The 25086-nt window shown below is 41.9% G+C and carries 21 protein-coding genes and 7 pseudogenes; 8 read left to right on the forward strand and 20 right to left on the reverse strand.

Features of this window, described 5'->3' with window-relative positions:
- The 4 genes from D8785_RS03665 to D8785_RS03680 form a co-directional block, all read right to left on the reverse strand.
- Positions 1-388: DUF389 domain-containing protein (locus D8785_RS03665; RefSeq protein ID WP_142999348.1), on the reverse strand; the 388-nt coding region annotated here is incomplete at its 3' end.
- Positions 385-708: a potassium channel family protein gene (locus tag D8785_RS03670; RefSeq protein ID WP_001253404.1), complete on the reverse strand. Its 324-nt coding sequence runs from the start codon at positions 706-708 to the stop codon at positions 385-387. The genes D8785_RS03665 and D8785_RS03670, both read right to left, overlap by 4 nt.
- Before the next feature lie 13 nt (positions 709-721).
- Positions 722-1063 carry a hypothetical protein gene (locus D8785_RS03675; protein ID WP_000397556.1) on the reverse strand — a complete coding sequence of 114 codons (342 nt, stop codon included), beginning with the start codon at positions 1061-1063 and terminating at the stop codon, positions 722-724.
- Positions 988-1290: a TMEM175 family protein gene (locus D8785_RS03680; RefSeq protein WP_004240734.1), complete on the reverse strand. Its 303-nt coding sequence runs from the start codon at positions 1288-1290 to the stop codon at positions 988-990. The genes D8785_RS03675 and D8785_RS03680 overlap by 76 nt, the downstream gene beginning before the upstream one ends.
- Positions 1291-2084: 794 nt before the next feature.
- Here D8785_RS03680 and gshAB point away from each other — a divergent pair.
- Entirely contained in the window at positions 2085-4331 is a 2247-nt protein-coding gene (gene gshAB / locus D8785_RS03690) for a bifunctional glutamate--cysteine ligase GshA/glutathione synthetase GshB (RefSeq protein WP_125374533.1), read from the forward strand.
- A gap of 136 nt (positions 4332-4467) precedes the next feature.
- Positions 4468-4789: pseudogene (locus D8785_RS09910) on the forward strand (transposase); the annotation flags it as partial.
- Positions 4790-5406: 617 nt separating this feature from the next.
- On the opposite strand, the pseudogene D8785_RS03700 reads toward D8785_RS09910, so the two are convergent.
- Positions 5407-6198, reverse strand: a pseudogene (locus D8785_RS03700) (DUF389 domain-containing protein); the annotation flags it as partial.
- Between D8785_RS03700 and D8785_RS03705 the strand changes: the two are divergent.
- Positions 6184-6464, forward strand: a pseudogene (locus D8785_RS03705) (transposase); the annotation flags it as partial. The pseudogenes D8785_RS03700 and D8785_RS03705 overlap by 15 nt on opposite strands.
- A 91-nt stretch (positions 6465-6555) precedes the next feature.
- On the opposite strand, the gene D8785_RS03710 reads toward D8785_RS03705, so the two are convergent.
- From D8785_RS03710 to D8785_RS09735, 5 genes and pseudogenes are all read right to left on the reverse strand, one after another.
- Positions 6556-8619 (reverse strand): heavy metal translocating P-type ATPase, encoded by a 2064-nt coding sequence (locus tag D8785_RS03710; RefSeq protein WP_125374534.1) that lies wholly within the window; start codon positions 8617-8619, stop codon positions 6556-6558.
- Between the two features lies 1 nt (position 8620).
- The gene (locus tag D8785_RS03715; RefSeq protein WP_002893755.1) at positions 8621-8899 is read right to left on the reverse strand and encodes a DUF6110 family protein; all 279 of its coding nucleotides are present in this window, start codon (positions 8897-8899) and stop codon (positions 8621-8623) included.
- A gap of 180 nt (positions 8900-9079) precedes the next feature.
- Positions 9080-9670, reverse strand: a pseudogene (locus D8785_RS03720) (IS256 family transposase); the annotation flags it as partial.
- 148 nt (positions 9671-9818) lie between these two features.
- Positions 9819-10152 (reverse strand): annotated as a pseudogene (locus tag D8785_RS09850) (diacylglycerol/lipid kinase family protein); the annotation flags it as partial.
- 3 nt (positions 10153-10155) lie between these two features.
- Positions 10156-10299, reverse strand: a pseudogene (locus D8785_RS09735) (IS982 family transposase); the annotation flags it as partial.
- A 350-nt stretch (positions 10300-10649) separates the two neighbouring features.
- Between D8785_RS09735 and D8785_RS03730 the strand changes: the two are divergent.
- Both D8785_RS03730 and D8785_RS03735 read left to right on the forward strand, forming a co-directional pair.
- The gene (locus D8785_RS03730) at positions 10650-11258 is read left to right on the forward strand and encodes a DUF1269 domain-containing protein (protein WP_002893760.1); all 609 of its coding nucleotides are present in this window, start codon (positions 10650-10652) and stop codon (positions 11256-11258) included.
- 244 nt (positions 11259-11502) lie between these two features.
- Positions 11503-11724 (forward strand): tyrosine-type recombinase/integrase, encoded by a 222-nt coding sequence (locus tag D8785_RS03735; protein ID WP_002893762.1) that lies wholly within the window; start codon positions 11503-11505, stop codon positions 11722-11724.
- A 109-nt stretch (positions 11725-11833) separates the two neighbouring features.
- Here D8785_RS03735 and rpsI read toward each other — a convergent pair whose 3' ends face one another.
- The 5 genes from rpsI to rlmB all read right to left on the reverse strand — a co-directional run bounded on the left by rpsI (position 11834) and on the right by rlmB (position 14961).
- Entirely contained in the window at positions 11834-12226 is a 393-nt protein-coding gene (gene rpsI / locus D8785_RS03745; RefSeq protein ID WP_002893764.1) for a 30S ribosomal protein S9, read from the reverse strand.
- A gap of 18 nt (positions 12227-12244) precedes the next feature.
- Positions 12245-12691, reverse strand: a complete 447-nt coding sequence (gene rplM, locus D8785_RS03750; protein ID WP_002876943.1) for a 50S ribosomal protein L13 — start codon at positions 12689-12691, stop codon at positions 12245-12247.
- Positions 12692-12844: 153 nt separating this feature from the next.
- A complete protein-coding gene (locus D8785_RS03755; RefSeq protein ID WP_125374535.1) occupies positions 12845-13708 on the reverse strand; it encodes a DegV family protein in 864 nt (287 codons plus the stop codon).
- Complete coding sequence (locus D8785_RS03760; protein WP_125374536.1) at positions 13709-14203, reverse strand: NYN domain-containing protein; 495 nt, start codon at positions 14201-14203, stop codon at positions 13709-13711.
- A 29-nt stretch (positions 14204-14232) separates the two neighbouring features.
- A complete protein-coding gene (rlmB, locus tag D8785_RS03765) occupies positions 14233-14961 on the reverse strand; it encodes a 23S rRNA (guanosine(2251)-2'-O)-methyltransferase RlmB (protein WP_125374537.1) in 729 nt (242 codons plus the stop codon).
- Between the two features lie 104 nt (positions 14962-15065).
- Between rlmB and D8785_RS03770 the strand changes: the two genes are divergently transcribed.
- The 3 genes and pseudogenes from D8785_RS03770 (at position 15066) to D8785_RS09930 (ending at position 19433) form a co-directional block, all read left to right on the forward strand.
- Positions 15066-16031: an aromatic acid exporter family protein gene (locus D8785_RS03770; protein ID WP_125374538.1), complete on the forward strand. Its 966-nt coding sequence runs from the start codon at positions 15066-15068 to the stop codon at positions 16029-16031.
- 171 nt (positions 16032-16202) lie between these two features.
- Positions 16203-19166 (forward strand): annotated as a pseudogene (locus D8785_RS03775) (M14 family metallopeptidase); the annotation flags it as partial.
- Positions 19167-19268: 102 nt separating this feature from the next.
- Positions 19269-19433 (forward strand): LPXTG cell wall anchor domain-containing protein, encoded by a 165-nt coding sequence (locus D8785_RS09930; protein WP_398575130.1) that lies wholly within the window; start codon positions 19269-19271, stop codon positions 19431-19433.
- Between the two features lie 59 nt (positions 19434-19492).
- On the opposite strand, the gene D8785_RS03780 is transcribed toward D8785_RS09930, so the two are convergent.
- The 5 genes from D8785_RS03780 to cysS form a co-directional block, all read right to left on the reverse strand.
- Entirely contained in the window at positions 19493-21160 is a 1668-nt protein-coding gene (locus D8785_RS03780) for a glycoside hydrolase family 13 protein (protein WP_125374540.1), read from the reverse strand.
- A gap of 64 nt (positions 21161-21224) precedes the next feature.
- Entirely contained in the window at positions 21225-22355 is a 1131-nt protein-coding gene (locus tag D8785_RS03785) for an ABC transporter ATP-binding protein (RefSeq protein ID WP_023024380.1), read from the reverse strand.
- Between the two features lie 123 nt (positions 22356-22478).
- Positions 22479-23339 (reverse strand): helix-turn-helix domain-containing protein, encoded by an 861-nt coding sequence (locus D8785_RS03790; protein WP_125374541.1) that lies wholly within the window; start codon positions 23337-23339, stop codon positions 22479-22481.
- Entirely contained in the window at positions 23339-23734 is a 396-nt protein-coding gene (locus D8785_RS03795) for a Mini-ribonuclease 3 (protein WP_023024384.1), read from the reverse strand. The genes D8785_RS03790 and D8785_RS03795 overlap by 1 nt, the downstream gene beginning before the upstream one ends.
- Positions 23727-25070 carry a cysteine--tRNA ligase gene (gene cysS / locus D8785_RS03800; RefSeq protein WP_125374542.1) on the reverse strand — a complete coding sequence of 448 codons (1344 nt, stop codon included), beginning with the start codon at positions 25068-25070 and terminating at the stop codon, positions 23727-23729. The genes D8785_RS03795 and cysS overlap by 8 nt, the downstream gene beginning before the upstream one ends.
- Positions 25071-25086: the final 16 nt, after the last annotated feature.

The raw sequence follows: 25086 nt of genomic DNA on the forward strand, positions 1-25086 counted from the left end.
CTGCTATCCCACCCGCAATAGCAATGAGAACATCCCAAATGGTTGGAGAGGTTCGTGCAATCAATTCGCTACTTGCATAAGATAAGGGAGAAATCCAGAAATATAGAGTCGAGACAAGCAAACTGACCAATACTTGAGTAAATAAAACCCCTAGAGATTGCTTGATTAAACGCGTATCAAAAATAGCTAAACCAAACCCCAGTCCAATAATCGGTGTCATAAGAGGGGAAATCAGCATGGCTCCAATAATAACAGCTGTTGAATTCATATTTAGACCGATAGAGGCAATAAAAATTGCACACATCAAAATCGCTGTATCTCTCAATCGAACATGAAGGTCATCGTATAATTTCTCACGGTATTCCCGTGTTGAATAATTGGCAGTCATTTGTCCTCTCCTCTTTCCTTATTTAAATCGGTATAATAATTAATAATAACAGCTGATAAACAGCCAAAAAATATGAGCCCATAAATCGTCAAGAAGACACTGGTAATCCTTCCAATCAAGGTCACAGCTAGGAGATCCCCGTAGCCGACAGTCGTCGAAGTCACAAAAGCATACCAAAGACCGTCTCCGTAATTTGTGATAGCAGGTTCAACTAGGAAAAGCACGCCTCCTGACCCAAAAACAAAGGTCACAAAACTCAGAGCAAACCGAGTAAAACCCGTAACCTGTATAATATGCCATAACATTTTTAAACGTCTCATTTGTTCTCCTTATTCATACTAGCTCCTGACCGAGCCGTTTTTTCCAATAATCAAAGTGAAGATAGGACATGATCTCCATCAGAGAAAGATAGACAAACTGATAGATCTGATTTAAGCTGATTATCAACTGATATTGTTTGAAAAATGACTGGAAGAAAGACCAGATATGACTGTCTTGAATCAGTCCCTTCTTAACATCAGACAGGATATTAGCTAAAGCTCCCAAGGACTGAAACGGTAAATCCTTGACATTTATATAGATCCGGTCCACCACATCATTCAGACTGGTATCTTGGATGGCATGAAATTCTCCAAAGAGAACTCCTGCCGCTCCAAGAGTAGAAACAAATTCCACCAAATAATTTCTGAGGAAATTTTCTCAACCTTTTCCCATAATGTGTTTAGTGCCATCCATAACGATCCCAACCAGAAAAAGGAAAGAAAACAAGCAAAGAAATTTTGCCGTAAATCCCAAAAAGCTTCAAGACTTGGTGTTGTTGGTTTTTCTAACTCTAAAATCAAGATGGTCATAATAATTGCTAGAACAGCATCTGTCAATACAATTAATCTGTCTTTCTTCATCGGATTGCATCCCCTTTCTTTTTTGTAACATTCTATCTTATCGCATAATATTGGATATTCTTTCATAATCCGACTACAAACAAAAATAAACCAAAAAGTCTGTCCCTATTATGCTATATTTAACTCTAGAAGTATTCATCCATCTAATTAATAAATATATCATATTTCACAATAAATGAATACTATCAAAGATTCATCCCCTTTCACTTCATCATTTAGTGTTGCTTAGATTTATCAAAAACAACCAAATTTGTATTAATTTCAAGTATCACCTAGTTACAAAAATTTGGGGTGAACAGAAAAAGCATCCCGTATTTTTGATACGAAATGCTTTCAATAAGTTTAAATAAGTTTTAACGTTTACTAAATTGTGATGCTTTACGAGCTTTTTTCAAGCCTGGTTTGGAAAGTATGGATTTCAGTTGGACTAAAAACAGCGTAATATAACGGCTTTTCAGAACTATATCTACTAATTAATTTCATAAAATATGAATCATTATTTTTTAAATAGGGGAATAGTTTAGGTCTGTAAGAATTAACTTATACACTTACAAGGTTTATTCTGATCGACTTTATAACTGTCTACGAAAAAAAGACAGAAATGAGAGATTGAGTGTGGGGAAAAAACTATTAGGTGTAGTTTCAATACTTCTACTAATGCTTTTGCTTATATTTAATGCAAGTAAATAGTCAATTCGTCTGAGCATTTCCTTCTCCATCTCCGTAGCAGAAAGTTGAGTTTATTTAACAAACTGATAAAATAATAGAGAAACTAGTTATTTCGAGGCCCAATCATGAACCTATCAAACGTATTTCAAAAATTATCCCCAAATACTCCCATCTTACAAGCTACCTTTGGTCTGGAGCGCGAATCTCTACGAATCAATACTGAAGGCCGTGTCGCTCAAACGCCACACCCTGAAAAATTGGGTTCTCGCAGTTTCCATCCCTATATCCAGACAGATTATAGCGAACCTCAACTAGAGCTCATTACACCGGTAGCACAGTCGACCACGGAAGCTCGTCGCTTCCTCGGGGCCATCACCGATGTGGCTATTCGCTCAATGGATAAGTCAGAATATCTTTGGCCTTTATCCATGCCACCTGTGATTGTAGAAGAAGAGATTCAGATTGCCCAGTTGGAAAGTGACTACGAGTATCAATACCGAGTTGGTTTGGCAGAACGCTACGGCAAATTGCTCCAGTCCATATCTGGAATTCACTATAATTTTGAACTCGGCAAAGATCTGACCCAGCAGCTCTTTGAAGTCAGTGACTATGACGATTTACTGACCTTCAAGAATGCCCTCTATCTCAAGTTAGCTCAGAACTTCTTGTGTTATCGCTGGCTCTTGACCTACCTTTACGGAGCAAGCCCGCTAGCAGAAAAAGGGTTTTTGACAGATGAAATTGGTTGCGTGCGGTCGATTCGTAACTCCAACTACGGCTATGTCAATGCCCCCGATGTTCACATTTCCTTCTCTTCACTGGAGCAATACGTGACCGACATCGAAAACGCTGTTGGATCTGGGCAACTGTCCTCTGAAAAAGAATTTTACTCTGCCATCCGTTTACGCGGTGCTAAGACTAGCCGGGACTTTTTGACTAAGGGCATCTCCTATCTAGAGTTCCGCAACTTTGACCTCAACCCCTTTGAGCCACTGGCAATCAGCCAAGAAACACTAGACACCACCCACCTCTTTGCACTCGCACTCTTGTGGCTAGACGACATGGAGCAAGTCGACGAAGAATTGGCAGTAGCTGCTACTCTCAACAACCAAATCGCTCTCAGCCATCCCCACACACCACTTCCTAAAGAGGCTGACCCTAAACCTATCGTGACAGCCATGAAGGACATCGTCGCTCACTTTGGACTGGATGACTATTATAGCCAGCTTATCACTAAGGTGGAGGCCTCTCTTCTTGATCCACGTTTGACCCTTTCTGGAAAAATAGCAGAGCAGGTTGAAGAAGGGTCCCTTGAAAAATTTGGCCAACAACAAGGACAAGCCTTTCATGACTATGCTTGGACAGCACCTTATGCCCTCAAAGGCTATGAAAACATGGAACTCTCCACCCAAATGATTCTCTTTGACGCCATTCAGCTGGGCTTGAACGTAGAAATTTTAGATGAGGAAGACCAATTTCTCAAACTCTGGCATGGTGACCATGTGGAGTACATTAAAAATAGCAACATGACATCCAAAGATAACTACGTAATTCCACTGGCCATGGCTAATAAGGTTGTGACCAAAAAGATTTTGGACAAGGCTGGTTTTCCAGTACCTGCGGGAGCAGAATTTGCTAACAAGGACGATGCCTTGCGGTACTACGGACAAATAGCCAACTCTGCTATTGTTGTCAAACCCAAATCCACCAACTTCGGTCTGGGCATTTCCATCTTCCAAGAGTCAACAAGCCTTTCTGGCTATGAAAAAGCCCTAGACATCGCCTTTTCGGAAGATAGCCATGTGCTAGTCGAGGAGTTTGTGGCAGGGACCGAGTACCGTTTCTTTATCTTGGATGGAAAATGCGAGGCTGTCGTGCTCCGCGTTGCGGCCAATGTCGTAGGCGACGGAAGCTCAAGCATCCGAGAATTAGTCGAAAAGAAAAACCAAGACCCTCTGCGTGGTCGCGACCATCGCTCACCTCTTGAAATCATCAATCTGGGTGATATTGAATTACTCATGTTGGAACAGCAGGGTTACACACCTGATACAGTCTTGCCTAAAGGTAGCCAAACCTTTCTGCGTGGTAATTCTAATATCTCAACTGGAGGCGACTCCATTGACATGACTGACCAGATGGGCGAGAGTTACAAACAACTAGCTGCCGATATGGCGACTGCTATGGGGGCTTGGGCCTGTGGAGTCGATTTGATTATCCCAGACTACACCAAGCCTGCTAGTAAGGAGCTACCAAATTGCACCTGTATCGAACTCAACTTCAATCCTGCCATGTACCTGCACGCCTATACTTACGTAGGGTCAGGACAACGTATCACACCGAAAATTTTACGGAAGTTGTTTGGAGAGATATGAGAATAAGATCAGAGATTTTCTGAGCTTACTTTTTTATATTTGATAAATGGTAAAATATAGTGCAACAAAAAACTCATAGAGCCCAATCTCGTGTAAACTGTAAGTAACCACACTAAACAGAACACGGGAGAAATCTATAAGCTACTATCATATTACCATAATTGAGCGAATTAAGATAGAGACTTACCTAGAATTAGGTCTCAAACCCTGCCAAATAGCTAGAAAATTAGGCGTTCACAAATCAACCTTCTCAAGAGAATTAAGTGTGGTAATGACACTTACTCTGCACAAGCAGCACAAACACACAATGAACAATTGGCGAAGCAGAAGGGAAGAAAATCGAGTTAGACTCCTGTGAATTGAAGTAGGAAATTAAAGAGCGATTACAATCTTCATGGTCTCCAGAACAAATTTGTAGTCGTTATCAACTTGAAAATAGGTCCATTGTGTCCTTCAAAATCCAATTTGTAAAATTAAGCTAGAAAAAAAGCATCTCGTATTTTTGATACGAAATGCTTTTAATAAATGTAAATAAGTTTTAACGTTTACTAAATTGTGACGCTTTACGGGCCTTTTTCAAGCCTGGTTGGAAACATTTCTATTTGAATAAGTTTCAAGATGGGCTTAAAATCAATGTTTACCCACGTTTTCAGAAAGAACAATTTCATCTAATTTGAATATATTTCATTTAAATAGTGTGAACTTTATCCTAAAAATACATGAATTGAGCTGATAAATACTAAAAAGTTCACACCATTAGTTAAATTATTTTTTGTTACATACATTTTTTTAGATGATAGACCTCCTAATTTATTTCTTATAGCATTTGAGCAAACCTCCGTTATCAGAAAACAACCAGAAAGAAAGACCGCAAAATTAATATTTTCTTTCTGGTTGTTTTTTTATAAATTGAATTTGCAGTAAAATACTTTACTCATTTATACTACCCCTAACTTCTATGTACTTTCTTTCATCTAAAGAAAAATCTCGTATTCATCAATTTTATTTCGTTATAGGTAAGAAAGAAGAACAAACAAGAAAAACACGGCATAAAAACCTATTCAGTTCATCGTCCTCAATCCTTGTCTGCTTCATTTTCTTTTACGAGATCGTTTTGTGAATCTTTTTCAGAGAGTTTTTGATCGATATACTTGTCAATGTTTTCGTAAAATTCCTTGGTCGTCTCACTATCTAATTTTGTCGAATTATGGACTTGATTGACTTTCAATTGAACAGATTGAATACCGTAAGAGGCTTGTTTTTGGCGAATGGTTTCTAATTCTTCTTCTGAAATTGGATCTCCAACAACCGTCAAGACCAATTCATTATTCCTTGACCTGTAGACTTGATTAATGACTGTATGATTGGCGAACTCTTTTCCTACAAACTGTTTGATCCCTTCTTTTCGCGCTTGATCTATCGTCAGAGTGACTGCTGAATAACTGGCTGGAAGAACCAATAATACAATCAAGGATATCAAGCCAATTTTCATTTTAATGTTTAGCTCTTTAAATGAACTTAAAGGAGATTTTCTCATCAAAATTCTTGTTCCAACAATGTTGGTTAGCATGATAAAGACACAGTTAATCAAGAAAAGATAGAGAGCCCCAAATAAAAATCGTACATTTCCATTAGCTAAACCATAGCCTGCAGTACAGATAGGTAGCATCAAAGCTGTTGCAATGGCTACTCCTGGCACGATATTGTTTGCTTCTTTTTTTCTTGAACCAATGACACCTGCTATCCCACCAGCAATAGCAATGAGAACATCCCAAATGGTTGGAGAGGTTCGTGCAATCAACTCGCTACTTGCATAAGATAAGGGAGAAATCCAAAAATACAGAGTCGATACAAGCAAGCAGACCATCTCTTTGAGCTTATTGAAGAAACAATTTCTTGTGTAAATCCTATTTTTCAAACTGTTTTTAAGACCTTTTTGAAAGATAAGGGCAAGATCATAAATGCACTAGAACCGCCCTACTCAAACGCAAAACTAGAAGCTACTAATAACCTCATCAAGATCAACAAACGAAATGCTTTTGGCTTCCGGAACTTTAAAACTTCAAAACTAGAATCCTCATTGCATTGAACATCAAAAAGGAGAGAACCAATTTGGTCCTCTCCAGGGTATAATTTTCCATCAACCCACTACAGTTGACAAAGAGCCGTTATTCTCAAATGAGACAACTCCTTTTAGTTTTTATAACCTCAGCTTCTCGGTCTCTTACCTACTTTTAATAGAAAGACTACGAAGGACGATTCTTAAAGTAGTCAGATTGTGCAATATCGAAAGATTAGATGGGCTTAACCAATTTAACAACCCAAATCCAATTAAACTTCCATTTATTACAACTGTTTCTTGAATATTTCTTTGAATTAATTTCTGCAACGATTCAGATAAAGAATTCAATTCCTCGAAGAAATCTAAACGATTATCTAATAATAAAATATCACTCATCTGCTTAGAAATATCAGCACTTTCATTCATCACAACCCCAATATCTGCAAGCGTCAAGGCAGCAGAGTCGTTTAACCCGTCTCCAACCATCAAAATAGTTCGGCCAGCTTTCTGTAATTCCTGAACCAACTGAAACTTACCATCTGGTTTTAAATCAGTATAAACGTTGTCAAATGGCAGATCTTTAACCAACTCTTCTGTTCTAGCCAACGTATCACCAGTTGCCAGAATCAGTTTTTTCCCTTGGCGTTTTAGCTTTTTCAATGCAGCTTTCGCCTCGCTTCTCAAGGGAGTGTGGATACAAAACATCCCAATTAATTCTTTCTTATAAGCCAAAAACAATAAATTGTAATGAGTCTTATATTGCTCAATCAAGGCCAGCTGCTCAGAACTAATTCTTACCTGTTCGTCTTGCATTAGTACATAATTTCCAATGACAACCGATTGACCATCAATTTGCGATTTAATCCCTTTGCTTGCAACATACTGAAGCTTGCCATGCATTTCTTCGTGTTCAATGCCTTCAATTTCAGCTTGTTTAACAATTGCATTGGCAATAGGATGATAGATATGTTCCTCCAAACATGCACTTATTCTTAAAATATCTTTCTCAGTATAATCTCCGAAAGGAAGAACCTTTTCAACCAAAGGATAACTCGTCGTGATGGTACCCGTTTTATCAAACAAGAAAGTATCCACTTCCAGATATTTTTCTAATACATCACCATCTTTAATAACCATTTCTCGATTTAGACCTTCCTTTATGGCCGTAAGGTAGGCTACAGGTGTGGATATTTTTAGAGCACATGAAAAATCCACCAATAAAAAGGAAATGGCTTTTGAAAACGAACCTGTTAACAGATAAGTCAAACCAGCACCTAAGAAGTTATATTTTACAACCTTGTCTGCCATCCTAATAAAATGACGTTGTTTTGTCTTCTTACTCTCTTCAGATTTTTTCATCAGATTGATGAGTTGCAAAATACGACTGTTTATCTGATTATCAGTCACACGAATTCTTAACTCTCCTGTTTCCAAAACAGTATTCGCACATACAGAATCTCCCTCTTTCTTTTCAACAGGGAAGCTCTCTCCAGTCAAGGAACTCTCATTGACCATGCCTAATCCTGAAACCACTTGGCCGTCAAACAAGATTTCATTCCCTTGGGAGACAACTAATACATCACCTACTTGAACATCAGAACTCTTGATGCTGATGACCATGTCTCCCCGCACTAAGAAAACATCACTTTCTTTAGCAAGAAGGCTTTGTTCCAAATCTGTTGCTGTTTTTTTTAAAGACCACTGATCCAGATGATTACCCAAATCAAGCATAAACATGATGTTGCTAGCTGTCTTGGATTGGTTCATAAACAAGGACAACAAAATGGCCGAACAGTCCAAGACCTCCATGGTTAGTTCCTTGCGCGCTAAAGTTTGATAGGCTTCTTTGACATAACCCAAAGCCTGATAACAAGTCCAAATATAACGAATAGGGTAGGGTACAAAACTTCGAAACAGCAAACGCTTAATCGCTGCACCCGATACAATTGAATAAGCACTCTCTTCTCTACGAATGGGAAGAGTCATCAAGTCCGAAACTTTCCCCTTGTCAATTTTTTTTAAAAAGGCCTCTGCATTTTCTAATACAGAGAAGCCTTCTTTCATACGTAGAGTAAAGTGCTGCTGATCCATATAAAACTGAATAGAGTCGATCCCTTTTTCATCTTTAGCCAAGGAACGAAGATAATCTTGAATATCCAAGGTCAGTGAAAACGAGGACGATAATCGGATATGTTGATATCCTCTGTGTAGCACTTTAAAAGACATATTATTCACCTGTCAGGCTATCTAATTGTTCTTCTTTCTTTTCCTGTTCGTATAAATATTTAGCGTCTTGTAAAACATCATCACCGTGTTGTTTTACAACAGAAACAGATGCATCCAGTCCATCTTTCAATTTGTAAGCTTTAGCCAAGGCCTTAGAATAGCCTTTCTTAGCTTCTTTACTTGCTAAGACTTTCAAGCCAAGCGTCCCAAATGCTACCCCTCCTAAGAAGAGAGATGATTTTTTCGCAACTTTTGCGACGTTTAATACTTCTTTTAACATGTTTATTTCCTCCTTGTAACTATTGTAGCGAAAAATGACAGCAAAAGCAATTGCTGATATCTGATATATAGATAAAATTCTCTATACTGATATCTAATTATATTATGATGAAAACAATATACTTTATTTTTTGATACTGTCAATAATTATGTGTAAACACTTAAGTAGAGTTACGGAGTGTTAATTAAATAAGCTTTCAAGTGTATCAGAACATTGACCAAACCCTTTATGGATTCGTTGACTTCGCTTGAAATTATAATCTTCAAACAACGTAACTAAGTAACGTTCCAGAGCCTCCTCATTAGGAAAAAGAACCTTCTTTTTCGTTTGACGTTTGATTTCTTTGTTAAGAGACTCAATGAGGTTTGTCGAATACATGCTGTGCCAAATCTGGTAGGGAAACTGATAAAAAGTTAAAAGATTATCCGTCTTCTCCAGACTTTCCATGACTTTCCTATACTTTGGTTTCCATTCGGCGAGAAAGTCCTCTAAAGCTTGTCCTGCCATTTCTAAATTTTCAGCACGATAAATCATTATAAATTGCCCCAGAATAACCGCTCTATCTGCCCGTTTCACTTTACTAGCTAGATTTCGACTAATATGAATTAAGCAACATTGTTGTTTAGCTAATGGGTAAGCCTGACTGATAATCTGCTCAAGCCCCTTAAAGCCATCTGTAACTACAAGAGAAACCTGTTGGATTCCTTGGTTTTGAAGCTTGTCTAACAGGGTGGACCAAGAAGCATTGTTTTCTTGAGGCAACTGTGCATAGCATATCTCTATGCGACTAAAGTCGCTAGAGCTATCCTAATTGCGCACCGCCAGTTCTCATAGAAAAAAACACCTTGCAAGATGCAAAGTGTTTTCGTTTGTATTCTGCTGTCCAGCAACGAATTAACGTTTAGAGAACTGGCTAGCTTTACGAGCCTTTTTCAAGCCTGTTTTCTAGTATTTTTATATCTATTGGCAGATTATCCGACTTATCCCCATCAACATCTGACTCTAACTCAACCTCTGAAGAAATCCTAATATTGCGTACTTTGATATATTCGATATTATTGTTACCTACTAGATCCCCTTTTTAATAAATCTGGGATAGCCGATAATTTAGAAATGATGGATGAATCCTTTAAAATCAAGATATTTCCATATTCATCTGTATTTTCATCAAATAGTTTTTTGTCTGCATAGTAATTGGATAGAAGAACTAAGACCTGAGTAGCTTCACCTTCATAATTGCCATTTTTGCTTTCAAAAGGTAATAATTGCTTGTTCATAGCTTGGCGAATCAGTTGCACCAGCCAAATTAATTGTCTTGACCGACGAATAAAGCGACTTCTTTCAAGGATTCGACCATAAGGAAACAGTTGGCAGATTCTATAAAAGTGTCGATGTGATTCGGCACGCTCATCAGACTCGCTACACAGAGCTGGTACATAATATCTGCTATAATTTTCTGGAAGATTTGGTCAAGCGGTCTTTTAGCCGTGTGACAGGCATACAGGAAAAACACTATTTATTTACTTTTTGCACGGGAGGCTTTAAGATGTTGCTGGACGCCTTTCTTGATAATCACTCAGAGTCGCCAGAGTGTCTGGGCTGGGATATGGCAAAGATATACCGCTGCCTGAAACTGTTCTTTGACGCTGATAAACGCGACATATCAATTAAAATGTCGCACTAAAATGATTGAAAAGTGATTGAAACTGTATTATAATGAACGTATATATTTAGAAAAGAGGTACTAACTATGGAAAACCTAGTAGTTTCAGTCTTTAACACTGAAAGCGAAGCTTATCAGTCCTTTGCGGATTTGAAGGCTTTCCGCCAAACTCAGACGACCAAGGTTGCTCAAATCGCCTTGGTCAAAAATGAAAACGGTCACATCGTTGAAAAAGAACGCTATGACTTTGAAGATTCAACGACGGATGCAACCCTAGAAGGTGGCTTGCTCGGTGCAGTTATCGGGCTTTTGGGTGGTCCTATCGGCGTCTTGTTTGGTTATGGTATTGGCAGCCTCTATGGTTTGGCTGCTGGTGATACCGTTGATACGGCAGAAGCTGGCTTGATTGACGTTGTGTCTCAAAAATTGATCGACGGCGAAACAGCCGTTGTCGCCTTGGTGCAAGAAAACAACGAAGCAGTCATCGATGCTTACTTCACCAAGTACGACACCCAAATCGTGCGTTGGGATGTAGCAACCGTCGTAGCCGAAATCGAAGCAGCTCTGCAAGTCCAAGAAGACCTCTACAACCAGGCACGTGCACAAATGAAGGCTGAACGTAAAGCCGAACGCAAGGCTAAACTTGAAGAATTCAAGGCAAATGTCAAAGCAAAATTTGACAAATTGAAAGCCTAACGTCTAAGCGTCTCATAAATTTAAATGTGACTGAGACGCCATTTAAAATTTATGTGCGTCGGATTCTCACAGTTAAATAATTGCGTTGACAAAGCCGTTACAGCCGTTCTTCCATTCTTTGAAAAGAATGTTTAATAGACAAGAAATCTGGACTAGTATTGGTCTGGATTTTTTTGTGAATATAGAGGTCATAGCTTTTTGACTATGCTTCGTTATAATTAGAAAAATTTTAAGTTTTATCAAGATGAAATCAGTCAGACGAAGACATCCCGAATTAGCACCAGCATCACCACACAAACTAAGACATACTGGTGCTACTCTTGCTAAACAAGCAGGTGTTTCTCTTGAAGCCTTCTCAGAAGCTCTTACTCATAGTGATAAAGAGATTACAAAAACTTACGTTAATATCAAAGATAAAGTCAATCAGACTGTAGGTGATATTGCTTTTCGTAGTTTAAAAAATTGATGGGGTGAATATGGGGTGAATTTTGGGGTGAACTTTGATTTTTTGAAACAAAAAAGACATCCAAGAAATAATTCTTGAATGTCTGTAAACGTTGATATAATCGTATTGATTAACGTTTTGAGAATTGTGATGCTTTACGAGCTTTCTTAAGACCTGGTTTCTTACGCTCAACTTTACGTGAGTCACGTGTAAGAAGTCCTGCGCGTTTCAATGAATCGCGGAAGTCTGGGTCTACTTGAAGAAGGGCACGAGCGATACCGTGACGGATTGCTCCTGCTTGACCAGCGTATCCACCACCTACAACGTTAACGAAAACGTCGTATGAACCTGCAGTTGAAGTAACTGCGAATGGTTGGTTGATTACAAGACGAAGGTCAGCGTGTGGGATGTACTCTTCAACATCTTTTTTGTTAACAGTGATTTTACCAGTTCCTGGAACAAGGCGAACGCGTGCAACAGCGTTTTTACGACGTCCAGTACCTGCATATTGTGCTTGTGACATACTTTATTGTTCCTTTCCTTAGATAAGTCCTGAAATATCAAGAACTTCTGGTTGTTGTGCAGCGTGAGTGTGCTCAGCTCCAACGAATACTTTCAATTTCATACCTTGAGCGCGGCCAAGAGTATTGTGTGGAAGCATACCTTTAACTGATTTCTCAATCAAACGAACTGCATTTTTAGAACGAAGTTCACCAGCAGAGATTGATTTCAATCCACCTGGGTGGTTTGAGTGAGTGTAGTAGATCTTATCAGTTGCTTTTTTACCAGTCAATTTAACTTTTTCAGCATTGATAACGATTACGAAGTCACCTGTATCAGTGTGAGGTGTGAATGTTGGTTTGTTTTTTCCGCGAAGCACGCTTGCAACAACTGCTGAAAGGCGTCCAAGAGGTACATCAGTTGCGTCAACAACGTACCATTTGCGTTCTACTTGGCCTGGTTTAGCCATGAATGTAGTTTTGTTCATGATTTCTCCTATTATGAATATCGTTTTTGTTTACAGGGCGGATGTTCCGGTCCGCAAGTTATTTGAAAGGTTCCGGGGCCTTACAAATGGGGTAAACAATACCGCCTACTATTGTATCAAATTTTTAAGATAAAAGTCAACCAATTTAAAAAATTATTTGCGATTTTCTTTTCCTATAACAAAGCCGATGAGAGAATTAGGACCGACGTGAGCAGCAATGACGGGACCTAGTGGCATGATCAAGACTTGGGAGATAGCTGGATTCTCCAACAATTGATCCTTGAGCTCCTCTGCTCCTGCCAAATCATCTGTATAGGAAACCAAGGCTGTGCTGTGACCGATATCTTCCTGGATCAGAGAAAGCATTTCCCGCATAGCTTTTTTACGTCCACGTACCTTAGCGATTGGAGCTAACTTGCCTTCTTCATCAATCCAAAGAAGGGGTTTGATATTGACCAAACTTCCGACGATGGCTGAACTCTTAGAAAGGCGTCCCCCGCGCATAAGATGGTAGAGATCATCCACCAAGAAATAGGTCCGCAACTTAGGAGCGATTTCCAGCAGTTCTTCCTTAACTTGATCCAAACTCTTACCGGTATCACGCGCCTCAACTGCTAGCATAGACAAGTAGCCTTCTCCAATCCCTGCAGCTTTTGGATCGATGATTTCGATGACAGCTTCTGGGTAGTCTTCAAGGACCAAGTCTCTTGCCATGACCGCACTCTGGTAGGTCCCTGACAAAACTGAAGAAAAGGCGATATAGAGGAGATTTTCCTTGCGTTGAGCGTAGCCTTTGAAAATCTCTTGGAATTGCCCAACATTGACCTGACTGGTCGTTGGTTTAGCACCCTTTTGCATCTCTGCTAATAATTGGGGGCTGGTCAGTTTATCTGGACCTACTGTCTCATAATGAGTACCATCGATTTGGATCGACAAACCGACGATCTCTACATCATGCTCCTTTGCCCATGTTTCATCTAAATCTGCAGTTGAATCTGTTAAAATTTTAAAGGTCATTTACTTGCTCCCATCTCTTTTTGTAGTTGACGTAGGCCGTATCGGTGGTTTTTGATCGTTGACAGCTCCTCGCGCCTGGTTCAAGTCGGCTTTGACAACGGCGACTCTCTTCTCTAGCTCACGTGCCGACACCCGAAGTGCTCCTTGAGCAAAGACCGTCCATTGCTCATTCAAGTCACTCGTCGCGACTGATACTTGGTGGAGGGGTGTATTGAGCTCTGCTGCCAAGCGTTCAATGTAGTCATCGGCGGTCTCCTCCTCTGCAGTGAAGACCACTTGGACCTGAAATTCTTCATAGGTCTGGCGAATCCCTGGCATGTATTGGGCATCAAAGACACAAATCACGCGAATGCCTTCAAAGCTAGCATAGTGACTTAGCTTCTCTAGGAGGATCGTTCGTGCAGCATCGAGCTCACTTTTCTTAAAGAGCTGCCGGGTCTCCTGCCAGAAGGCAATCATGTTGTAGCCGTCCACTAACAAAATCTTTTCTTTCATGGATTGCCCCCTTCCTTTGATTTCTTCTATTATAATTTATTGCGAAAGACCTCATACATGAGGATTGCTGCTGCGACACTAGCATTCAGACTTTGGACATGCCCCTGCATCGGAATCGTAATCATTTCATCCACTTGCTTTTTAATATTGGACGAAATGCCCTTTCCTTCGTTTCCAATGATGAGGGCCAACTTCCCACTGGTATTCCATTTGTGAGAAGGCGTTCCATTCATATCGGTCCCAAAGATCCAAAAACCTGCTTCTTTGAGCTTATCCAAGGTTTGGCTAAGGTTGGTCACTCGAGCAATAGGGACATGCTCTACTGCTCCAGTTGAGGTCTTGGCGACAACAGGTGTCACCCCAACAGCACGGTGCTTGGGAATGATGATTCCAGCCACCTGGGTAGCATCAGCTGTTCGGAGAATGGATCCTAAGTTATGGGGATCGGTCAAGCCATCCAAAATCAAGAGCAAGGGATTGTCTTGATCAGCTACCTGGGCCAAGATATCATTCAAGTCCGTATAGGCAAATTCTGAAACTCTCAAGACAAAGCCTTGGTGGACAGCTCCTTCTGTCATTTCTTGCAAGGTTTTCTTAGGGGTCCAAGAAATGGACACCTTCTTATCTGCAGCCAGATCCTTGATTTTTTCTACATTCTTTCCTCGCAAATCGTCCTGGATATACAATTTATTTCCTGTATTTGCGATCAGTGCTTCTGTGACGGCATGAACGCCGTAAACAATATCGTTTTTTTCCATGAAACTAGTATAACACAATTGCCATATCTGGTGAAACATTTGAAGTAGCCCACTTTGCTTGTGGTATAATAAAACTAGTTTAGAAAAAGGAAAGAATCAGCATTATGCCACTTATTCACCGAACCATCAAGATGGTCCTCGCCACCTGTTTGGCCATCTTGCTTGCAGAGTTTTTAGGTCTGGCCTACGCCACCTCTGCGGGGATCATTGCCATCCTCAGCATTACCGATACCCGTCGCAGTACAGCTAGATTGGCCTACAACCGCTTTATGTCCATGCTTCTAGCCCTGTTCCTTGGAAGCTTAGCCTTTCAGATTCTCGGCTACAATCTCTGGGCTCTTGGTTTTTATCTGGCTACCTATGTCCCACTTACTTTTCTACAAGGCTGGGAAATTGGCATCACACCAAGTTCTGTCCTGGTTACCCATCTCCTGCTAGAAAAATCCACTTCTCTAGCCCTATTAGGAAATGAAGTGGCTATTTTCCTAATTGGAACCAGCTTTGCTCTCCTTGCCAATCTCTATATGCCTTCTCGACAAGAAGAAATTGATCGCTATCACGAGATTGTTGAGGAACAACTCAAGAAGATTCTCTATCGGTTTGCAGAATTTTTAGGAAAAGGAGATGGAAGCAACGATGCCAGCTTGATTCGTGAGCTAGATTCTATCTTAAAAGAGGCTCTCGATTTGGTATATCTAGACCATTCCAACCACCTCTTCCATCAGACCAACTACCATATCCACTATTTTGAAATGCGCAAGCGCCAAAATAATATCCTGCGAGACATGGCCAACAACGTAAACAACTGCCAATTAGCAGCGAGCGAGAGTCTTATTTTGGCTCAACTCTTTGCTAAAACAGCCAGCCAACTCAGTCAGGAAAATCCAGCTCAATTCCTTCTTGATGAAATCAATCGCTATCTAGCAGTCTTTCGTGAACGACCTCTTCCTCGATCTCGTCAAGAATTTGAAACCCGAGCGACCCTTTTGCAACTCCTGCGAGATCTTGAAACCTTCATCTCCATCAAGGTCGAATTTTATCAAAATTATCAGAAGGAACTTCAAGCTTAGCTCTATCTTTAGATCTATAAAAAATAGACTGGAAAGATTTTTCCAGCTCTTTTTTCTTTGTCATCAATTTATAACGAATTTTAAGAGAAAAACCTCCATATATATTGAAAGCGCTGTCATAAAGTGTTATGATAGGGGTGCATACATGTAAAGAACAAAGGAGGTCTCTTTATGCATTCTTCTTATAAGAAGCGTTTGTACACAAACGCACTCAGTCTCTCTACCGCTGTCCTCTTAGCCTTCCTCGCACAAGGCCAAGTTGCTGCGGACACTGTTGAACCAGCAAGTCCTGCTACACCTGTCGAAAACGTCCTCAAGCCAGAGGAAACCAGTACTAGTCCGGCAAGCAGCACAGAGGCAACAAATCCTGCCCCTGCAACAGAAGCGACTGCTAGTCCAGCTGGGACAGGAGAAAGCTCTCCTACCGCTTCAGACACAGCGAGTCCTACAGCCAAAGTAGAAGCCCCTGTAACAGAGCGGGCTGCAAACGCAGAGCCTACTATCAGTCTTACTGATAGCCCTATTTACATGTCTGAAAAAGGGACGCTGACGGATACCGTCAAGGATCAAGCTCAGGCTGCCGGAAAGATCAACTGGACCTTGGACGACAAACCACTAGAAGAATGGAAAACTTGGGATATGGAGACAGGTACTCTGTCCAAAGATCCCTTCATCACAGTTGAAGAGAACAAAAACGGAAATGATTTGGATCTAACCTTTACTGTCAAGGAACTCTTTGGTGAAGATTTAAGTCTTCGGAGCCCCAATAATATCCGTCGGACCTATCGAAACTATATCGGTGAACACACTTTGGTTGGAACCAGCGCAGATCTTGGACTAACTATTCGCAAGAATCTAACCTTCCGTCCATATAAAGACTTCCATACCCACGAGGAAATGCTAGCTTCCATTGAACAGACAAAGGCAGAAGCCAAAACAGACCGTCTGGTTCAGCTCGAAACTCTTGGTAAGAGCGCCCAAGGCCGGGACATGAAGATGGGAATTGTGAGTAAGGATCAAGCAAGTATTGACCACTACCTCTCATCTACCAATCCAAAAGCTTTGACCAAACCAAGTGAAATGCTGGCAGCTCTGAAGGACAAGACCTTGGATTACAAACTGCCTGTCCTAGTTCATAATACGCATGCGGATGAACAACCTGGTATTGATATCATCACCGGTCTCTTCCGTACCTTCGCCACAGAAGATCAAGTCACTTTTAAAACGACAGACGAAGCTGGTAATGTCAAGAATGTAACTCTGGATATCCCAACTCTCTTAAACAAATTTATCTTCTTGTTTAACTTTACCGAAAACCCAGATGGGGATGCTCTCAACCTGCGTGCTTTGGCCAATGGACTGGATCCAAACCGGGATGCTAGCTACCAAACCAACCCAGAAGTGCGTACCGTCATCCAAATGATCAACAAGTGGAATCCAATCGCTCTCTATGATATCCATGGATTTGTCAAAGAATTCTTGATCGAGCCTGCAACACCTCCACATGATCCGAACTTTGAATACGACCTCATGTCCAACCTCATGTTGGAAAATGCCCGTCATATGGGACGGGCTGGAGTTGCCAATTCCAAATACGATAGCTACATCATTCCAAAACTAGACTGGGGAGATGGCTGGGATGATTCCTTCTCTGGATATACAGGTGTCTATGCTGTCTATCACGGTATCTTAGGCCATACGATTGAAATTCCAGAATCCAACCAGGAATCTTATTATGCTGGTCGTAATGCTGTCCTCGGAGGCATTGACTTCCTCAACCAAGATCCAGACAAACTCCTTGAGATGCGTCTCAATTTCTACTTACGTGGTCTCAACAAGATTGAAGATCCAAAAGCAGAAAACGAACTGGTCGGTCCAAATGGGGAAATCGTTGGACGTGTGAAAAATGGTCGTCCGAAATTCTTCCCAGACTACTATGTCATCCCAATGAGCCTCGACAAGGACAATGACGCCCAAGAAGCCTTCAATATGATCGACTACTTCAAACGAAACGGTGTCCTCGTTAAAGAACTCAAAGAAGATACAGGCAGCTACAAAAAAGGGGACTTAGTCATTGATATGGCCCAAGCCAAACGGGGCTACGCCAACCATATCCTCTATAAAGGTTCGAATGAATCCGCCTGGGCAGCCATGTATGCAGAACTTCTCGTTAACTTCCCTGATATGAAAGGCTTCAAGGCAGAACCTGTATTCAAGGACGGTCTCTTTGCTGGAAAACTTGGAGAAGTCACAACCACTCGCGCGACTAGAACCTCTGAGATCGATCCAAAAGCGCCTTACTACGTCATCGCCAATACATCAGCTAGCGCTGTTCAAGCGGTAAACAAAGCGATTTCCCAAGGCAAATCTGTTTACCTAACAGATGATGGTTACATCGTTGACCGCGATACCTTCGCATCGCTCCTTCCAAATTATGCTATTTACGGGGAAGCCCTCTACAAGGTTCCAAACGGTCCAACCTTAAAACCACTGAAAATCTACTCACCTAATTATCACTACAATTGGACTGGAGTAGATGCGCCTGCTCATACTAGTTTGGTTCTTGAAAAATTAGGTTTCCAAATCGTCGATACTCCTGAAGAGGCCGATGTCATTGTGCTTGAAAACAATCGCTATGATGCCTCCATCTTCGGCAAGAAACCAACCCTCGTCATCGGCGGGGAAGCCATGCAGAAACTGGAAAAATTGGGAGTTCTTTCAGGATTTGATGCTGAAAAACTAAAAGGTGGCAGTGACTACGAAGGCTTGATGAAGGCCATCATTGATGACCAAGACCCACTGACCAGTGGTTACAAGAAGAACGCCCTCTTCTACTCCAACTCAGGAAACTGGATTGAAAAAGTTCCAAGCAACTTCAAGACCTTGATGAGTATCGCTTCAAGCGACTACTACATTGCGGGCTGGTGGCCAAAAAATGAGGTCCTAGCCAATAAGGTCATGGCCATTTCTGGAGAACTTCTCGGCCAACCACTCTTTGTCTATGCTGGAAATCCAACCAATCGCCAACACCCTGTCCACTTCTTCCGCTGGGTAACCAATGCGATCTTTGGCAGCAAGTTGGCTACCTTGACAGACTACGTTCCAGCCAAAGACCCAGATCAAGTGGTGGTTCCAATTCATAACCAAACAACCACTCAACAGCCAATCTTGACCAAGAAGGACACTCCTACAGTTCTCCTTCCACAAAAAGAAACTGTAGCTGAAACTGGAGAAAGCGTGCAAGCCTTGACCTACCAGGTTGGACAAAGCTTCCAAGAAAATCCAGCCAAGGCACAATTGCCACAAACTGGAGATCACTCAAGTGGACACTTTATCCTTTCAAGCTTCTTGCTAGCCGTTAGCGGTGGATTCCTCCTCTTGAAAAAGAAAGAAGTTGAATAAGTTCCAGGTTTAGACTTGGACGACATGAAAAGAACCTTCGCAGACGCGAAGGTTCTTTTCTATTCTGCTAATTCCAACACGATGGTTTGGTAAGGGGCCAATTCTAACACTTGGTCTCCTTCTTGGAATAGTCCCGTGACATTATTTAAAATGACAGTTTCAATCGGAGCTGGCAAGTCCAAGCTAGCTTGACGATTTTGAAAATTGCTGACAATTAAGAGACGCTTGTCCCCACGACGTTCGAAGGCGATGATGTTTTCACGATCCCGATAAGCTGGGATCATATCTCCAAACCGGATGGTATTTCCATAGAGGGGATGGCGATACAAGGCCGTCAGCTGACGATAATAATTCAAGATGGAGTCTGGGTCCTTTTCCTGGTCTTCCACATTGATGGAATAATCCGGTTTGGGACTGATCAACCAAGCTGGTCCATCGCTAAAGCCCAGACCTGGTTCTGCTGTCCACTGCATCGGCGTCCGCGCATTGTCTCGGCTGTAGTTGGCAATCGCTGCCAAGGCTTCTTCCTCGCTCAAACCAGCTTCTTTAGCCACATGGTAGCCATTGATCGTTGCGATATCATCAAAATCCTCCACTGATTCAAAGACTTGGTTTTCCATCCCAATTTCTTGACCTTGATAGATAAAAGGAATTCCCTTGCGCAACACTTGAATGGTTCCTAGGGCTTTTTTACTGGTATCGTTTACAGGACCTTCTGCGATATAGTGGGACACACCACGAGGCTCATCATGATTTTCAATGATGGTTGAGAGGACCCCAATGCTATCCGCGCGCTCATGCGCTTGAAAAATACTTTCCTTAAGTTCATCTGCTGTTGGAAGAGTATGGTCAAACCAGCCCTTTCCTTCCTGACCTAGCATGGTTTGCTTGAAGTCAAAAATCGAAGAAAAGACACCATCTTTTCCGATAAAGAAATGCAATTCTTCGTCGGTTTCATTGAAAACTTCCCCTACAGTGAAGGCATTGTACTTAGCAAAGGTTCGCTCCTTTAACTCTTGCAAGAAGGGTTCAATCGGTTGGGCATTCACCAATGATTCCGGCACTGGGACCAGGCCATTGGCACGATCTGATGGAAGCGAACGCCATTCCAAATCCTTTTTAATATTGATAATGGCATCGATCCGAAAACCCGCAATCCCCTTGTCCAACCACCAATTGATCATGGTGTAAATTTCTTCGCGCAGGACAGGATTTTGCCAATTGAGGTCTGGCTGATTCTTATGGAAAGAATGGAGATAGTATTTGTTAGTGCCAGGTACCGGTTCCCAGACACTGCCTCCAAAATAACTTTCCCAGTTGTTGGGTTCCTTGTCACTTTCGATAAAATAAAAGTAATCCGCATAAGGGCCATCAGGATCCGCTAAAGCTTTTTGGAACCACTCGTGATGGCTGGAGCAGTGGTTGACCACCAAGTCCATAATAATGGAAATGCCACGCTTCTTGCCTTCCGCAATCAACTCTTCCATGTCTTCCATAGTCCCAAAGAGGGGATCAATGGCATAGTAGTCTGAAATATCATAGCCCTGATCAATAAAAGGACTCTTGTAAATAGGGGATAGCCAGAGAATATCGATTCCAAGTTTTTCAAGATAATCTAGCTTTTGAGTAATTCCTTTCAGGTCCCCAATCCCATCGCCATTGCTGTCCTTAAAGCTTTTCGGGTAGATCTGGTAAGCGACTTTTCCCTTCCACCAATCTTTTTCCATTTCTTGTCTCCTTTAATAAATAGAAGGCCAAGACATGCGTCTCAGCCTCTATATTATTCAAATTTTAGTATACTGTTTTTTCAGTTTCTTTATCGAAGAAGTGAGCTTTGTTCAAGTCAAATCCAAGTTCGATAGTTGCACCTGTTTCATGGTAGTCACGCGCATCCACTTTAGCGATGAATTCGTTGTCACCAACTTGGCAGTACAAGTGAGATTCAGAACCAAGCAACTCAGATACAGAGATGGTTGCTTTTACTACTGATTCTGGGAATGTTTCAAGGAAAGCAGCCTCTGTATTCACATCTTCTGGACGGATACCAAAGATCAATTCTTTGCCTTCATAGCCTTTTTCACGAAGAACTTTCAAAGCACCTTCTGGAACTTTCAAATTCAAACCGTTAGCAACGATGTAGCCATTTTCCAATTTCACGTTAATGAAGTTCATCGCTGGGCTTCCGATAAATCCAGCTACGAATTTGTTCACAGGGTTTTTGTACACTTCTTGCGGAGAACCAATTTGTTCAACACGTCCAATTGTACCAGTACCAGCAGGGTTCTTAGTTGCTGACATGATAACGATACGGTCTGCCAATGTCATCGCTTCTGTTTGGTCGTGAGTTACGTAGATAGTTGTAGCTCCGATACGACGGTGGATTTTAGCGATTTCAGCACGCATTGATACACGCAATTTGGCATCTAAGTTTGACAAAGGTTCGTCCATCAAGAACACTTTTGCATCACGGACAATGGCACGACCCATAGCCACACGTTGACGTTGACCACCAGAAAGGTCAGCTGGTTTACGATCCAAGAATTCTTTCAAGCCAAGGATTTCTGCTGCTTCTTGTACACGTTTGTCGATATCTTCCTTGCTGTATTTACGCAATTTCAAACCAAAGGCCATGTTGTCATAAACAGTCATGTGTGGGTAAAGAGCGTAGTTTTGGAATACCATGGCGATATCACGGTCTTTCGGTGCCACGTTGTTTACAACAGTACCATCGATCGAACATTCACCTTCTGTGATGTCTTCAAGACCAGCGATCATACGAAGAGTTGTTGATTTACCACATCCTGAAGGACCTACGAAAACGATAAACTCTTTGTCTTTGATGTCCAAGTTGAAGTCTTCAACTGAATAGTGTTCGCTGTTTGGATATTTTTTGTAAATATTTTTGAGATTTAATTCTACCATGATGGTACTCCTTTGATTTTTATAATTCTATTGTAAATGAAAACGTTTTACAAAGCTATGGCAAGTCTCACAAAAAAGAAAAAGAGTTTTGTGCAAGTTGCACAAAACCCACTATTTATTCCGTTACATCACATCCTGTAGAACCAAATGGTAACAAAGAGCTAGATCTGTCAGGTTTTTCAGTTGGAGACCTGTTAGCTCTTCCCATTTGTCCATCTTGTATTGAAGGGAATTCCGATGGAGATAGAGTTGCTGAGCCGCCTTGGTCACAACTGCCCCGTTGTCCCACAGTGCAACAATGATATCCTGCAACTGGTCTTGACTCCCGATCAACTGATGCAAGCGTTCTTTGATAGGATGGAGATCCAAATCTGCCTGCTCGATTCCCCACAGGTAGAGTTGAGAAAAGCGGTAGACGCCTTGGTGCCCTTCTCGGATCCAGGCTCTAAAGGCTGCCCATTCTGCTCGGATGACAGAAGACACTTTTCCATCTTTTGACTCTGTCCATACCTGCCCGACCATAATGGATAAGCGAATATTAAAGTCATACTCCATGGCAGAGACAGTATCTTTTAAGATATCAGCCACAGTTAGCGACTGCTCTTGATCCAGAATGAGTACATAATCTTGTCCACTCAGTTGCAAGGTTGCTCGAAAATTGGGCAAGAGCGTCTGCATCATCTCTAGCCAGGAAGAAATACCTTCCGCTGTCGAATGTGAGAGGTGACAATAGACGAGTTGCATCTTTTTGATGACTTGAGGGGCTTCCCCTTTCCCATCAATCAGGTATTGGTACCAAGGATTGGGAGTAAGATCTTCCTCACTAGCCAACCAGGCAATCAAATGTTTTTCTCTCTCGGTTAGCTCTTCTTCCTTCAATTGCAACCATTGCTGGGCCTGTAGGGGAATGGCCACAAAACCCTCTGGTGGATTGGGGTGATCCGTCACCTCTGCCTGAGGGAACCACTCTCTGATATCTTTCACTACTTTGTCCCTTCTTCCACTTTTTGAATACACCAAGCCACCAATTCCTCTAAGCGGTTGATTTCGTCTGTCAAATGCAAGTAACCCATGACCGCTTCAAAACCTGTCGACATACGATAGGTCACGACGTCAGCATTTTTGGCCTTGGTGTGGCTATTGGTATTACGACCGCGCTTATAGATTTCAACTTCTTTCTCTGTCAAAACATCTTCCTCAAGCATGGTCGCAATCAGATTAGCTTGCGCCTTGGCAGAGACATACCTAGTTGCAGTCTGGTGGAGTTTATTAGGCTTGGTCATCCCTTGCAGAATCAAATGCTTACGGATATACATGGAATAAACCGCATCTCCTTCAAAGGCCAGGGCAATCCCATTAATCAGATTGACATCAATCACGTGTCCACCTTACACCTTCTTTTGTATCCAAAAGCTTGATCCCTTGCGCAGCCAATTCATCGCGAATTTCATCTGCTCGCGCAAAATCTTTCTTAGCCCGCGCTTCTTGGCGTTCAGCGATCAAGGCTTCAATATCCGCATCCAAGACTTCTTCGACAAAGACCACTCCAAAGACTTCTAACATCTTTGCCAAGGCCTCCTTGACATCTTGGTTGTAATGTCCTGAGTTGATCCATTTGGCCAATTCAAAGACGACGGTGATTCCGTTTGCCGCATTGATATCTTCATCCATAGCCGCTACAAACTTGTCCACAAAGCTTTGCAAGTCTGCTGGATCCACTTCTCCTGTGAAAGGTTGCTCGTAGGTATTTTTCAAATACTTGAGGTTGGTTTCCGCATCGCGCACAGCTTTTTCTGTGAAGTTGATGGGCTTGCGGTAGTGCTGGGTCGCAAAGAAGAAACGAAGCACTTGGCCATCGATGGTCTTGAGAGCATCATGCACAGTGATAAAGTTGCCTAAGGACTTGGACATCTTGACATTGTCAATATTGACAAAGCCATTGTGCATCCAGTAATTGGCAAAGGTCTTGCCTGTTTTAGCCTCTGACTGAGCGATTTCATTGGTATGGTGCGGGAATTCGAGATCGGCTCCACCCCCATGAATATCAATGGTATCTCCTAAAATCCCCGTTGACATGACCGAACATTCGATGTGCCATCCCGGACGACCAGGCCCCCAAGGGCTTTCCCAAGAAACTTCACCTGGCTTGGCAGCTTTCCAAAGGGCAAAGTCGACAGGATTTTCCTTGCGAGCCGTCTCTTCGTCTGTCCGACCTGAAGCACCGAGCTCCAAGTCTTCTAGAGTTTTATTAGCCAATTTGGCGTAGTTGTGGGATTTTTCCACACGGAAATAAACATCCCCTTGACTCTCGTAGGCATAGCCTTTTTCGATCAAGTCGGTGACAAAACGAATAATATCATCCATAAACTCAACCACACGAGGGTGACGGGTAGCAGGCTTGACCCCCAGAGCCGTCACATCCTCACGAAAAGCCGCTATGTACTTGTCTGCCACTTCCTGAGGCGTAATGCCTTCTTCATTGGCACGGTTGATGATCTTATCATCCACATCTGTAAAGTTGGAAATGTAGGTAACTTCGTAGCCACGATACTCAAAGTAGCGACGAATGGTGTCAAAGGCTACCGTTGAACGGGCATTCCCCACGTGGATATAGTTGTAAACCGTTGGCCCACAAACATACATGCGGACCTTTCCTTCCTCGATGGGGACAAATTCTCGCAAGCTGCGGGTCATGGTGTCGTAAATTTTAATCATGCGGTCCACTCCCTTC

Origin of the sequence: Streptococcus australis, from assembly GCF_003943615.1 — a bacterium.
GTDB lineage: Bacteria > Bacillota > Bacilli > Lactobacillales > Streptococcaceae > Streptococcus > Streptococcus australis_C.